The 13,413-nt window shown below is 34.3% G+C and carries 17 protein-coding genes and 1 other annotated feature; of the genes, 5 read left to right on the top strand and 12 right to left on the bottom strand.

The window, feature by feature from the left end; translation table 11 throughout:
* Positions 1-70: 70 nt before the first annotated feature.
* Complete coding sequence (locus tag IAE51_RS00670) at positions 71-700, bottom strand: YigZ family protein (RefSeq protein ID WP_003130660.1); 630 nt, start codon at positions 698-700, stop codon at positions 71-73.
* 56 nt (positions 701-756) lie between these two features.
* Here IAE51_RS00670 and IAE51_RS00665 point away from each other — a divergent pair, with 56 nt between their 5' ends.
* Together IAE51_RS00665 and IAE51_RS12110 are read left to right on the top strand one after the other, a co-directional pair.
* The gene (locus tag IAE51_RS00665; RefSeq protein WP_200094464.1) at positions 757-2,079 is read left to right on the top strand and encodes a DEAD/DEAH box helicase; all 1,323 of its coding nucleotides are present in this window, start codon (positions 757-759) and stop codon (positions 2,077-2,079) included.
* A gap of 242 nt (positions 2,080-2,321) precedes the next feature.
* On the top strand, positions 2,322-2,726 hold the full coding sequence (locus tag IAE51_RS12110) for a ComF family protein (protein WP_021722514.1): 405 nt from the start codon (positions 2,322-2,324) through the stop codon (positions 2,724-2,726).
* A 33-nt stretch (positions 2,727-2,759) separates the two neighbouring features.
* Here IAE51_RS12110 and IAE51_RS00655 read toward each other — a convergent pair whose 3' ends face one another.
* The 11 genes from IAE51_RS00655 to IAE51_RS00605 all read right to left on the bottom strand — a co-directional run bounded on the left by IAE51_RS00655 (position 2,760) and on the right by IAE51_RS00605 (position 10,522).
* The gene (locus IAE51_RS00655) at positions 2,760-3,338 is read right to left on the bottom strand and encodes a nucleotidyltransferase family protein (protein WP_021722515.1); all 579 of its coding nucleotides are present in this window, start codon (positions 3,336-3,338) and stop codon (positions 2,760-2,762) included.
* 13 nt (positions 3,339-3,351) lie between these two features.
* Positions 3,352-3,807 carry a diacylglycerol kinase family protein gene (locus tag IAE51_RS00650; protein ID WP_003130653.1) on the bottom strand — a complete coding sequence of 152 codons (456 nt, stop codon included), beginning with the start codon at positions 3,805-3,807 and terminating at the stop codon, positions 3,352-3,354.
* Entirely contained in the window at positions 3,791-4,279 is a 489-nt protein-coding gene (ybeY, locus tag IAE51_RS00645; RefSeq protein WP_200094461.1) for an rRNA maturation RNase YbeY, read from the bottom strand. The genes IAE51_RS00650 and ybeY overlap by 17 nt, the downstream gene beginning before the upstream one ends.
* Before the next feature lie 151 nt (positions 4,280-4,430).
* Entirely contained in the window at positions 4,431-4,910 is a 480-nt protein-coding gene (locus tag IAE51_RS00640; RefSeq protein ID WP_021722517.1) for an NUDIX hydrolase, read from the bottom strand.
* 57 nt (positions 4,911-4,967) lie between these two features.
* Complete coding sequence (locus tag IAE51_RS00635; RefSeq protein ID WP_003130649.1) at positions 4,968-5,936, bottom strand: PhoH family protein; 969 nt, start codon at positions 5,934-5,936, stop codon at positions 4,968-4,970.
* Positions 5,937-6,037: 101 nt separating this feature from the next.
* Positions 6,038-7,570 (bottom strand): Nramp family divalent metal transporter, encoded by a 1,533-nt coding sequence (locus IAE51_RS00630; RefSeq protein WP_200094459.1) that lies wholly within the window; start codon positions 7,568-7,570, stop codon positions 6,038-6,040.
* Positions 7,571-7,844: 274 nt separating this feature from the next.
* Entirely contained in the window at positions 7,845-8,129 is a 285-nt protein-coding gene (gene rpmA / locus IAE51_RS00625; protein WP_003130646.1) for a 50S ribosomal protein L27, read from the bottom strand.
* Position 8,130: 1 nt separating this feature from the next.
* Positions 8,131-8,466 (bottom strand): ribosomal-processing cysteine protease Prp, encoded by a 336-nt coding sequence (locus tag IAE51_RS00620; RefSeq protein ID WP_012897702.1) that lies wholly within the window; start codon positions 8,464-8,466, stop codon positions 8,131-8,133.
* A 2-nt stretch (positions 8,467-8,468) separates the two neighbouring features.
* Positions 8,469-8,783 carry a 50S ribosomal protein L21 gene (gene rplU / locus IAE51_RS00615; RefSeq protein WP_003130644.1) on the bottom strand — a complete coding sequence of 105 codons (315 nt, stop codon included), beginning with the start codon at positions 8,781-8,783 and terminating at the stop codon, positions 8,469-8,471.
* A 39-nt stretch (positions 8,784-8,822) separates the two neighbouring features.
* Positions 8,823-8,896 (bottom strand) — a sequence feature (ribosomal protein L21 leader region).
* Between the two features lie 56 nt (positions 8,897-8,952).
* Positions 8,953-10,128, bottom strand: a complete 1,176-nt coding sequence (locus IAE51_RS00610; protein ID WP_003130638.1) for a DUF998 domain-containing protein — start codon at positions 10,126-10,128, stop codon at positions 8,953-8,955.
* Complete coding sequence (locus IAE51_RS00605; protein WP_026138891.1) at positions 10,121-10,522, bottom strand: DUF1934 domain-containing protein; 402 nt, start codon at positions 10,520-10,522, stop codon at positions 10,121-10,123. The genes IAE51_RS00610 and IAE51_RS00605 overlap by 8 nt, the downstream gene beginning before the upstream one ends.
* A 174-nt stretch (positions 10,523-10,696) precedes the next feature.
* On the opposite strand from IAE51_RS00605, the gene IAE51_RS00600 reads away from it, so the two are divergent.
* The 3 genes from IAE51_RS00600 to IAE51_RS00590 all read left to right on the top strand — a co-directional run bounded on the left by IAE51_RS00600 (position 10,697) and on the right by IAE51_RS00590 (position 13,407).
* Entirely contained in the window at positions 10,697-12,058 is a 1,362-nt protein-coding gene (locus IAE51_RS00600) for an HD domain-containing protein (protein ID WP_200094457.1), read from the top strand.
* Between the two features lie 46 nt (positions 12,059-12,104).
* Entirely contained in the window at positions 12,105-12,920 is an 816-nt protein-coding gene (gene yidA, locus IAE51_RS00595; protein WP_003130632.1) for a sugar-phosphatase, read from the top strand.
* A gap of 121 nt (positions 12,921-13,041) precedes the next feature.
* Complete coding sequence (locus IAE51_RS00590) at positions 13,042-13,407, top strand: iron-sulfur cluster biosynthesis family protein (protein WP_003130630.1); 366 nt, start codon at positions 13,042-13,044, stop codon at positions 13,405-13,407.
* The last annotated feature ends 6 nt before the right edge of the window (positions 13,408-13,413 follow it).

The raw sequence follows: 13,413 nt of genomic DNA, 5'->3' as shown, positions 1-13,413 counted from the left end.
ACTTAAACAGAAACCTTTATCAGTTATGATATAAATAAAAAGGGAATTCTCCCTTTTTAAAATCAATATTTTATGACAGGAATTCAACTTCTACTTGTTGACTGTCCCCTTTTTTCATGATTATTTTTCCATTAAAAGTTTCTGTCAGTAAATTCATGACTTCGTCAACCTTTTCTTCGTCAATAAAACATTTTACTTTGATATCCGACAAAAACTCACTATCCGAAATTTTGATTTTTTGGTCAATTAAAAAGCGCTGTAAGCTGTCATAGAGGCTGTAATCAAGGTTTAAAATAAGCTCACGTTGATTGATAAATTCAACTAAACCAACAGCTTCGATGGCATGATTTACACTGCCCGCATAAGCACGAATTAAACCACCAGCACCTAATTTTATTCCACCAAAATACCGAGTAACAACGGCACAAACATTGATTATTTCTTTTTTCTTTAAAATTTCAAGCATCGGAACACCAGCAGTCCCTGACGGCTCTCCATCATCACTTGTTCGTTGAATTTCTTGACGGTCACCTAATGTATAGGCCGAGCAGTTATGATTGGCTTTCCAGTGTTCTTTTTTGATTTTCGCAATAAAATCACGCGCTTCTTCTTCAGATGAAATTCTTTTCAAATGGCAAATAAATCGTGATTTTTTGATTTCCTCTTCATTGATAAAATCAGTTTTTATAGTGATAGTCATGCTACTGATTTTAACAAATTTTGTTACATTTTAACAGCATTTTCGTATAGAATAGTATGAGCACTAATCAAGAAAAGTTATTTGGCCGTTTATTATTAAAAAATGATATTTTACAACTTATAAAAAGTACTGACAAGATTTCTGTCAGTAAAATTTTTAGTAATTTTTTGTTAGAAGCGAAGGTGAATCCAATTTTGGGAATGACTTCAATTTCTTCCAATAAAATAAAATGCAACCGTTGTGGGACTGTTCATATAAAAAAATCTGTCAAACTTCCAATTGGTGTATTTTACTGTCCAAGTTGTATTCAATTAGGTCGAGTCCGCTCCGATGAATTCTTGTACTTTCTGCCACAAAAGAATTTCCCAAAGAAATCATATATAAACTGGTCGGGAAAACTGACAGAGAATCAAAAATCAATTTCAAATGCCCTCTGTCAGGAAATTAATTCTCATCAGCAAATAATTGTCCAAGCTGTGACTGGAGCTGGAAAAACTGAAATGATTTATCAAGTCATTGAGCAAATTTTAGAAAGCGGTGGGGTTGTTGGTCTAGCTAGTCCAAGAATTGATGTTTGTCTTGAACTTCATCAGCGATTATCACGTGATTTTTCCTGTAAGATTCCACTCTTATATCATGATGGCGACAGCTATTTCCGAGCTCCATTAATAATAATGACCAGTCATCAGCTTTTACGTTTCAAGGAAGCTTTTGATTTGCTGATTATTGATGAAGTTGATGCCTTTCCCTTTAGAGATAATGAAATGCTTTATTTTGCGGCAGAAAAAGCAAGAAAAATAGAAGGAAATTTAATATATTTGACCGCAACTTCTACTGACAAACTTGAAAAAGATATAAAAAAGCAAAAACTCTATCCTTTGTTTCTCCCGCGTCGTTTTCACAATTTTCCTTTAGTCGTGCCTAAATTTTTTTGGAAAAATAAATTTGATAAGAAATTAATTGAGCAAAGAAATAGTGGCTTTCCTCTTCTTATTTTTGCTGCTGAAATTGAATTTGGACAAGAATTTGCAAAACAACTACAATTGAAATTTCCTAAAGAAAAAATTGCTTCCGTTGCTTCAACAACAAAAGATAGATTGGAAATTGTTAAAGCTTTTAGAAATAAAGAAATTACTATTTTAATAGCGACTTCAATTCTTGAACGGGGAGTCACTTTTCCAAATGTTGATGTTTTTGTCATCAACAGTGAGCACCCAAACTTCACTAAATCCGCACTGATACAAATGGCTGGACGTGTGGGTCGTAGTCCTGAACGTCCAACAGGCTTAGTTAGTTTTTTTCATTACGGAAAATCCAAAGCAATGTGTCAGGCAGTTAGAGAAATCAAAAAAATGAACCAACTGGGAGGTCTTTCATGATAAAGTGTTTGCTTTGTTCAAGAAGTATTGCTCAAAACTTTCTATTTAGCGAACTTTTCCTACTCAAAAGTCCTCAAAATCTTTTATGTTCTAAATGTCAAAAAAATTTTGAAAAGATCCCTGAAGCTCACTGTCCTCGCTGCTGTAAGCCAAATGTCCATGAGATCTGTACTGATTGTCAAAATTGGGAAAAAAGAGGATACAAAATCAGACATCAGGCAATTTTTCACTACAATCAAGCAATGAAAGATTATTTTAGCCAGTATAAATTTGTTGGAGATTATCGATTATACCAAATTTTTGAGCCCTATTTTAAAAGTATTTCCCCAAAATCTCCTTTGGTTCCAATTCCTATTTCACCAAAAAGATTAGAGGAACGTGGTTTCAATCAAGTGACTGCTTTTCTTCAACAAGATAATTTTATTGAACTTCTTGAAAAAGAGAATTCGGTCAAACAATCTAGCCTTAATCGAAAAGAACGATTGGAAAGTCCAAATCCTTTTCGATTAAAAAAAGGGCTAAAAGTCCCTACAAAAGTTATATTAATTGACGATATTTATACAACAGGTACCACCTTATATCACGCATCACAAATTCTAAAAGAAGCTGGTGTTCATGAAATAAGGAGCTTTTCTCTCTGCCGTTAATCATTAAATCAAATAAAAAAGCCTTTCAGCTTTTTATAAATTCTTTATTTCATCTGACCATTCAATAATCTTTAAATTACTAAATCTTTCTTGCCACCTAGCAAGCTTATTTTCATAAAGTATTCGATTATTATCGACATGATAAATTGGCCGAATTGTTTTAGTAAAAATATCTTCTAAGCCGTAGGGAGCAAAAATTTCAATATTGCGTGAATTACCACTTATGCCTACAGCATGAACCGTAGCAATCCAACGCTCAATCGCATTTTCTGTGTTTTTATACGGTACTTTATTTCCATTATGCCAAAGATGCATGTATGCTTCATTATGAATATCAAATTGATAGGGAAATTTTTCAGATAAAACTTTTTCTAACTTTTTATCATTTTTAGCAGAGCTGTCAGCAGAAATCTCTTTATCAAAGTACACAATATCAATATCGTGAATTCCTGTCATTAAATTATTTCCGTCAGAATAATTCCAAACCGTTTGAAAGACACTTCCTGCGGCTAGATAATAATTAGGCAAATTTAAAACAGAAACTTCATCCAAAATGAACATCAATTCGGAGTTCTTTTTCAATATTTTTAGAAAATCATTTTTTCTATCCATTTCCGCTTATCCTCTAAAAGAAAAGATGCCAAATTTTAGGTAAAAATACAATCAGACCAACAATCAATGCAAATCCCGAAATAACTAAAACTGCCCCAGCTGCCATATCTTTGGCTCGTTTTGCACGCATATAAAATTGGTAATCTGATGCTAAATCCACCACATTTTCGATAGCAGAATTAAAAAGTTCTGCCATAAAAACTAGAAAAATTGACAACAACAAAAAGAGCCATTCAAATTCTGAAATTTGAAAAACGAGACCAAAAACAATGGCTAAAAAGGCTGCCAAAGCATGTTTACGCATGTTACGTTCTTCTTTAAAAGCTGTCCAAATTCCAGACAGTGCAAAGTCTAAACTCGAAAGTAAATTAGGATTTTTCCAACGGGCCCTATCCTCTTGAACAGGTCTTTTACCATTATTAAAATCCTTTTTCTTAAAGAGTTTTACATCTTTATCTTGTGAGTCCATAGGCAGTTAAAATCTCCTCTTGCAAACCAAACATTTCTGACTCTTCTTCTGGTGTGTAGTGGTCATAACCATTGATATGCAAAAAGCCATGAACAGCTAACCAACCATATTCACGTTCAATCGAGTGACCATAATCAGCAGCCTGTTCAGCAGCCTTGTCTATTGAAATAAACAATTCACCAATAAATGGATCCATTTCTTCCAACAATTCCTCTGGTAATTCCATATCTTCATCAAAGAAAAATTCTGATTCATCAGGTTTATATTCTAATGAGATAACATCGGTTGGTCGGTCAGTTTCGCGATATTGCAAATTCAACTCATGTGAACGAGCATTATCAACAAAAGTTACTGACATTTCTGCTGATTCTTTCAAGTTCAGTTTTTTAGCAGCAAAAGCTAAAACTTCTTTGGTTTGTTCAATAATCTCACTTGGCACTTTGCCTGTTTCATCAACTAATTCTACGTACATTTTTTTCCTTATTTAATTACTGACAATAATTCATAAAATAGCCCTAAGTAGCTCAATATTTTAGCTATTTCTATTATTCTGTCAGTAAATTTTAATGACAGACAGAACTGTCAGAGAATTTCTCATTCAATCTGTCACTTACAATCAACAATTACTTTCTGTCAGCCTTTTTTTGCAACATTTCCTTACAAAAGGACAAAATGGGACCTCTTGTGGCAATTAATATATCTTCTGGCAGATTATCAAAGGCAAACCATTGACAGTCAAGAACCTCTGATTCTTCTAAAAGAATCTCTCCAGAAAAATCATTACAAGTAAAAACAGTATCAACAATATGAACTTCATCCCCATTTGGATAGAAAAAGTGTTGTTCTGTCCCAGAAGCTACAGTGTACAATTTTATTTTTCCAGCTTTTAAGCCAACTTCTTCATAGAGTTCACGTTTCGCTGCTTCTTCAACCTTTTCATTCGGTTCAACTGACCCACCATGATAACACCATTTCCCATTATCTGCCCGTTTTTGAAGTAAAATTCCTCGATTTTCATCATAAATAATCAAGCTTGCACATGCAATTACCATTGGGACATGCCCAATTTTTTTGCGCAAATCCATGACATAACCTTCGGCCATTATTGTTTCCTTCTTATCTAGAAATTTGATCAATCTGACATTAACAAAAGTCCCAAACTATTCATCACCATAGGCTTTGATAATTTCAGCAACAACTGGATGTCGAACGACATCTTTTGCCATGAAATAAACAAAATCAATTGATTTCACATGACTTAATTTATCTTTGGCATCAATCAAACCTGATTTTACTTTATTAGGTAAGTCAATTTGTGAAATATCTCCATTAACAATCATTTTAGAATTAAAGCCGAGTCGAGTCAAAAACATTTTCATCTGCATCGTTGTTGTATTCTGTGCTTCATCCAAAATGACGAAGGCATCATCAAGCGTACGACCGCGCATGTAAGCAAGCGGAGCAATTTCAATAATTCCTCGTTCCATCATTCGTTCAGTTGCCGTCTTTCCTAAAATTTGGAAAAGGGCATCATAAACTGGTCGTAAATAAGGATCAACCTTTTCTTGCAAATCGCCTGGTAAGAACCCAAGACTTTCACCAGCTTCTACAGCTGGTCTTGTCAAAATAATTCGTTTCACCTGACCATTACGTAATGCTTGAACAGCCATCACAACAGCTAAAAACGTTTTCCCTGTTCCAGCTGGTCCAATTCCAAAAACAATATCATGATGTTTGACAGAATCAACATAAGTTTTTTGAATCAGATTTTTTAGTCGAATTGACTTTCCAGCTGCATCTTTCGTCAGTTCAACTTCATAAAGTGCAGTGAAATTTTCAATATCATCATTTAAAACCATCTTTATTGCAATAATGACATCTGACGCATGAACTGGAACTCCTCGACCTACTAGTACCTGCAGAGCTTGGAGGGCTTTACGAGCTCGCTCCCTTGTCAATTCATCCTCAGAAACGATTTGAACCGTTTCGCCACGATAATTAATCTCAACCCCTAGTTGAGATTCAACTAACTTCAAATATTTATCTTGTACCCCAAAGAGTAGACTTGCATCTTCTGGATTTTCTAGTTTAAATTCAATTGAATTTTTAGTCAAATACACAATCTCCATTAATCATTTTCTTACATTATAGCATATTTCATATTTTAATTTAAATCACACCTTACTGAATATAAAGAAAAACTCTATTTTAAAATAGAGTTAAATCAATTTTAGTAAGCCATCATTTTTTTATTTCCTCGATAAAGTTCTACGATTGTCCAAATTAATAAAAAGAGAACTCCCAAAATAAGAAAACCAGAAATAAGATGAGATAGTCCAAGATTATGAGGTATAAAGTTGGCAATTTGATCTGGCAAACCAATCAAATTAAGATAGGTCAAAGCAATAACTGAAAACCATCCCAAACATTTAATAATGAAATTATTTTTAAAATCACCCATCTCCTTTTTACTATTAGTCAACATCAACAAAGGAATGATTGAAAAAGGTAGAGCAAAGGCTAGAAAAACTTGAGAATTATTCATCAAATTATTAATTGCTTCATGCTGTGCTTTCAAAGTTTGTCCTCTTGTCATTGAGACACAAATCAATACTGGAACAACTGAGAGTAAACGTGTTACTAATCTTCTGGCCCACATTGGCATTCTCATATGGATAAAACCTTCCATAATAACTTGACCCGTTAAAGTCCCTGTAATAGTAGAATTCTGTCCTGAAGCAAGAAGAGCTACGGCAAACAAAGTGGATAAAGCTCCTGTTCTTGCTACATCGGCAAGCAGTCCATTGCTTAAAACAGTCGGATTAGAGAGGGCATCATATAAACCAAAGAATGATGGATCATCAATCACGCCCGTTTTGAATACGGCAACTCCCATGATTAACAAGAGGGAATTCACAACAAAAGCCACTGTCAATTGAATATTAGAATCCCATGTTGAAAATCTCACCGCTCTAGCAACATCTGCTTTATCCTGATGATTGATTTTTCGGCTTTGTGAAATAGAAGAATGGAGATACAAATTATGAGGCATAACTGTAGCACCAATAATCCCTAAGGCCCCTGTTAAAGGAGACATCCCTGCCACTGTTGGTGAAGAGGCAAACGTCCGGCTATTGGGGATAAATCCCTCAATAATTCCTTTCCAATCTGGATTTGATAAAGCGACTTGATAAGCAAAAATGACCAAAATGACTAAAATCAAACAGATAACAAGGGCTTCAATTTTTCTAAAACCTACTTTCGTCAATAACAAAAGCAAAAAGACATCAAGAACTGTAATAAAAACCGCTAAAATTAATGGGATATTAAATAAAAGATAAAGAGCGATAGCAGCCCCAATTACTTCTGCAATATCCGTTGCCATTATGGCAAGTTCAGTTAATATCCATAAAACAATTCCTAGAGATTTACTTGTTCTTGCTCTTATAGCTTGAGCCAAATCCATTTGACTGACAATACCCAATTTTGCCGACATATATTGAAGGAGCATTGCAATTAAACTTGACATCAGAATGACTGAAATCAGTAAGTATTGAAAGTTTTGTCCGCCAGTTATTGAGGTTGACCAATTTCCTGGGTCCATATAACCAACTGCAACTAAGGCACCCGGTCCTGAATAAGTTAGCAACATTTTGAAAAAGCCAACATTTTTAGGTACTTCTACTGTCCCATTTATTTCCTCTAAGGATTTTCCATTCGTATGATAAATCAATCGATGACGTTGATGTTCTTCATCATTCATTATTTCTCCTAGTTCTAAGTTGAATAAAATTCAACAACCATTATGTTAAGTATATTTTTATAGTAATTAAAATAAATCAATTATCGATTTAAGAAATTATCAAACTTTTTAATCTATAACTGATAATAAAAATATTATAGCACCACCTTATCTTTTTTTCAAATATTTTAGCATATATTTATAAATATATTTAAAAAGATACAAAAAAAGCCCTCAAGAGGACTTTATTCATTAATATATAAAAAAAACCTGTCAAAGACAGGTTTCAAAATTCTTATTTAGCCACTACTGGATAAACTGATACGTGTTTTTTACCACGTTTCATTTCGAATTTAACAGTTCCTTCGATTTTAGCGAAGAGAGTATCGTCGCCACCACGGCCAACGTTAGTACCTGGATGGATATGTGTACCACGTTGACGGAAAAGGATTGAACCGCCGCTTACAAGTTCACCGTCAGATGCTTTAGCACCGAGACGTTTAGCTTGTGAGTCACGTCCATTGGAAGTAGAACCCCCACCTTTTTTGTGGGCGAAGAGTTGCAGATTAAGTTCAAGCATGTTATTGCCCTCCATTTTCAAATTTAAGTGTAATGTACTGACCATAGCTTTTCTCAACTGCTTTCATCGAATTTGCAAAAGCTTCGAGCAAAGTTTGAGCCAATACGCCTTGTTTTTCAGGTATGCTCAAAGGAATTTCAACATACAAGTAACCATCTTCCATCTGAGTCACAGGTTTAATGCGAGCCATCTCGTAGATATTATTTGCCGTTGTAATTGATAGAACGCTGACCGCCGCACAAACTACATCGTGTCCATACTCGCCAGATTCAGCATGTCCTGAGATTTCATAAGAAACAATTTTGTCTCTTTTTGTCCTGATACAAGCTTCAATCATAATTAAGCGTTAACTGATTTGATAACAACTTTAGTGTATGGTTGACGGTGACCTTGTTTACGGTGTGAGTGTTTTTTAGGTTTGTATTGGAAAGTAACAACTTTCTTTTGCTTACCATGTTTTTCGACTTCACCAACAACAGTTGCGCCTTCAACGAGTGGTGCACCAACTTTAGTTGTTTCGCCTCCGACAAAGATAACTTCGTCGAAAGTAACGGTTTGACCAGCTTCAACATTGAGTTTTTCAACGTAGATTACTGAACCTTCTTCAACTTTAACTTGTTTACCACCAGTTTTGATGATTGCATAGTTTGACATTGTGATTCCTCCTTGTTAGATTTCATCGCTTTTAAGTCAAGCGACTGTTAGACTCGCCTTTGTTCGTGGGCGTATGCCACTTAATACGAAACTTCGTGCGGTTGCACTTTATGAGACTTCACAAAGACAACTATATTATTATACTACTTCTTTTTCTACTTTTCAAGTCTTATTTTTCACTTTTTTCTTCTATAGAATTAAGCGAGACTTTATAAATCTTTTTCGTATTCCAAAGCATATTAATCAAAGTATTTACCAGTAAGAGTAACCAAGCAAAAGACAAGCTAAAAGAAAGAATTTCAAAAGCCGTTAATGTCAAATAATGAATAGGATGCCATAAAACATAAGAGATTAAGATAAGACCTACAATAAAATAAGACATACGATATAAATTTGGATCAGCATTTGGTAAAAACCAACGAATTCCTAGTATCGAAATAGCCATAAATAAGACTATTAATTGAGCAACAATGTCATGAGCAATATGCATCCAGCCTGGATCATTGGGAATTAATCCAACTAAAGCAATTGAAATAGCACAAAGTGTCAATAAAACTTGCAAAATATTTTGTCGATAATGACTGCCCGCTTTTTGCCTTAATGAAACAAAAATATAATCAATTAATGCTGCAAATAAGGCTGCCGAAACAATTAACGTCAGATTAAATTGCCAGCTTGAACGTGAAGCCTGAGTTCCAAGCAAACTAAAATTCCTTTGCCACCAGTACTGATTTCCATTAGTGGCCATACTTGAGACGAAACCACCAATAGAAACCACTAAAAGCATTGTTACCATCATATTAATCGAAAAAGTATCTACAACAAAAATCATGACATAATTAATGATTCCAGAAAAAATAGTAAAGATTAGGGTGGAAGTAAAGAGTCCAAAACTTACACCATAAAAAATTTGACCTAAAAACCAAAAAAGGCCCATCGATGCTAAAATGACGATAAGTAAAACAGATAAAGTGACTGTGGCAAATGTCCGCCAGTAACTTCTTTTGGTCATCTGTTTATAAAATTCTTTTCTGCGAGAGAAATAAGCAGAAATAAAAGTCAGCATCCCTACTGCATTAGCAATTGTAATAACCGCCGTTGCCAAAGATTCATTTCCAGAAAGCGCGATAACATGAGGATGTTTTAGGACAAAGGCAAAAATAATAAAGATAAATGCAGAAATAATCGTTGGAATAATAAACCACTTGGGCGCCTTATCTGATTTTCTGGCATTGATTTTTCGAATGGTAAAACTATCAGCCGCTAAATCGACGATTTCAATTTCTTCGTTTTCTTTAAGGTCTAATCGTTCATATATTTCTTTAGGTAGATGAATTTTATCCATTTGTTTCTCCTTCCACATTTTGCTCTCTCCAGTCAATTCTCAAATGATAATCGGCTATTTTTTGGGCACCTTGCGAAAGTTGGTAATTAATTTTAATTGTCCTGCTCTCATGATCAATGCTTAAAGCATTTGTCAAAATTGATAGTTCTCCTAAACCTTCATATTCAGTTAAACCTGGAATTTCTGGATGAAAATGCATTTTGATAGGTCGCTTTGCAAAACGGGTCATTATCACTTCTTTTTCATCAAATTTAAGTAAAACTTTTTCATTTGCAGCATTTTGATACTTGAGTAAGGTCTGATGTTCTCCTTTTTTCAACTCTCCCTGATATATTTCTTTGACCAACTCTTCTTGCTGGTCAATTTTAATTCTATTCCTAATTATAATTTCCATAATCATATTTTACTATAATTCCTTGAATATTAAAAACATAGTCTGTGCTAAAAACATTAAGGTGATGAGGGTCTGCATTTTAGGAGAAAATAGGGTATAATTAGGATAAAATAAGGGAAAATCTGATTTATTTTTAATAGAGAATAGACCTTAAATTTTAGAGGGGGTTTTATTTTGGAAAAAGTCTTTCGTGACCCAGTTCATGACTATATCACGGTGAATCATCCTGTAATATCAGAATTGATTGACACTGCTGAATTCCAACGTTTAAGACGAATTAAACAACTTGGAACATCAAGCTTTACCTTCCATGGAGCTGAACATACCCGTTTTTCTCATTGTTTGGGTGTTTACCACATTGCCAAAAGGATTACTGATTATTTTAGTCGGAATTTCCCTTTGGAATGGAATCCTGATGAGAATCTTTTAACTCAGTGTGCAGCCTTATTACACGATGTTGGACACGGTGCTTATTCACATACTTTTGAAGGTTTATTTAATACAGACCACGAGGCGGTCACTCGAGAAATAATTACTTCTCCTGATACAGAAATTAATGGAATTTTACGCAAAGTCTCCCCTGATTTTCCTGAAAAGGTAGCTTCTGTTATTTCTCATGAATATTCTAATCCTCAAGTTGTTCAATTGATTTCAAGTCAAATTGATGCTGACCGCATGGATTATCTCCTTAGAGATGCTTATTTTACAGGTGCTGTCTATGGACAATTTGATTTAACTTGGATTTTAAGAGTGATTGTTCCTACGGAAAATGGAATTGCTTTTAAGTACTCAGGAATGCATGCAGTTGAAGACTATATTGTCAGTCGATACCAAATGTATATGCAGGTTTATTTTCATGCTTCTTCACGCTCAATGGAAGTTTTACTGCAAAAGTTACTCGCACGTGCTAAGTCTTTATATGCCAGTCAGCCAGACTATTTTGCGATATCAAGTCCTTGTCTCGTTCCCTTTTTCGAGCAAAATCATAATTTACAAGATTATTTAAGACTTGATGATGGCGTTATGAACACTTATTTTCAAGTTTGGATGAGTCATGATGATGAAATTCTCGCTGATTTAGCTTCCGCTTATGTCAATCGTCATTTACTCAAATCAATTACTTTTGACCCCAAGACTGTAGAATTAGAAGATTTAGAAATTTTATCTTCTTTAGTTGAAGAAGCAGGCTTTAATCCTGATTATTACACTGGTATTCATAGTAATTATGATTTACCTTATGATTTCTATCGACCAAGTTCTGAAAAACCGCGGACTGAAATTAATATTTTACAAAAAAATGGTTCGCTTACAGAGCTGTCAGTACTTTCTCCACTTATTAAAAGTTTGACAGGTACAATTCATGGAAATAGCCGATTCTATTTTCCAAAAATTATGCTAGAAAATCCTGAATTTACCAAGTATATTGTTAATGACAGCTTGGTGATTAATCAAAATTTTACTGACAGAAATTCTACTGCCTCTGAAAATACTGACGACTCTGTCAGTAAACAATTATCACTTGATGACAACCTATAATTGCTAAATATTTAATAAATTGAAAGAAATAGAAAGAGAAATTCTTATGATTAAACTTGTTGCTATTGACCTTGACGGAACTTTACTTGACCCTAATCGCCAAATTACTGCCGAAGTAAAAACGGCTGTTAAAAAAGCTAAAGCGGCTGGCGTTAAAATTGTCATTACAACTGGCCGACCTTTACCTGGTGTTGTTGATATTTTAAAAGCACTTGAATTAACTGACCAAAGTGATTATGTTATTACTTATAATGGTGGGTTGGTTCAGCGAGCAACTGGTGAAGAATTTATCAAAGAAACTTTGAGTTCTGAAGATTGGCTTGACTTAGATGCTGCTGCTCGTAAAATTGGACTGCCGATTCACGCAATCACTCGCGAGGGAATCTATACTCCAAATCACGATGTCGGAAGATATACTGTCCAAGAAGCCCAAATGGTTAAAATGCCACTTTATATTCGCCAACCCGAAGATATTGCTGCTTTAGAAATTGCTAAAGTAATGATGGTTGATGAACCTGCGGCTCTTGATGACGGAATTGCATACCTTCCCTTCGAATTCTTTGAACGATATAATGTAGTGAAATCAACACCGTTTTATTTAGAATTCATGAATAAAAAAGCAAGTAAAGGGTCAGCAGTTCAACATTTGGCTGAGAAACTTTCTTTTGACTTGGATGAAGTAATGGCTATTGGAGATGAAGAAAATGACCGTTCAATGCTTGAAGTTGCAGGTTGTCCTGTTGTGATGGAAAACGGAAAATCGGAATTGAAAAAAATTGCTAAATATGTAACTAAATCAAATGCTAAATCAGGCGTTGCTTATGCGATTAATGAATGGGTTTTAAAAGATTACCAAGATTAATTAAAAATTTATGAGCATTATTGTTCCCTACTGAACTTTTTAGCGTTATAATATAAGTATAAAAAGATAACAAATAGATGAATTTACAAGTCATCTCTTGATATATAGTGGAGGTAATAAGATGAAAATTACATTTGATGAAAAAACAGCTGATAAAATTAAAGCATTTGGTGATGTTGATTTAGTTTTTGACTTTGACCATACTTTGAGTGAAGTCAATACTGAAGTTGATGCTTGTGCTGGTGGAATTTCTCGCTATCGTATCGTTGCCGTAGAAAAAGGAAATGTTCCTGAAGTTTTTGATGCAAGTATCGATTCTGAATTTGGACCAATTTATTATAAAGGCTATGGTTCTTACTTCTTCCAAGATGAAATGTCTACCAAAATCAATCCTTCATATAATTTGATTGAATTGCGTAGTACAGCTGAATTGCTCAGCCCTAACCTTTTAATCGTTGACTTCCGTGGTAAACAAAAAGCTAGCTAATTAGTT

It is taken from the genome of Lactococcus sp. S64 (assembly GCF_016516525.1).
Lineage (GTDB): Bacteria > Bacillota > Bacilli > Lactobacillales > Streptococcaceae > Lactococcus > Lactococcus lactis.
This window is presented reverse-complemented; position numbering and strand designations above follow the sequence as displayed.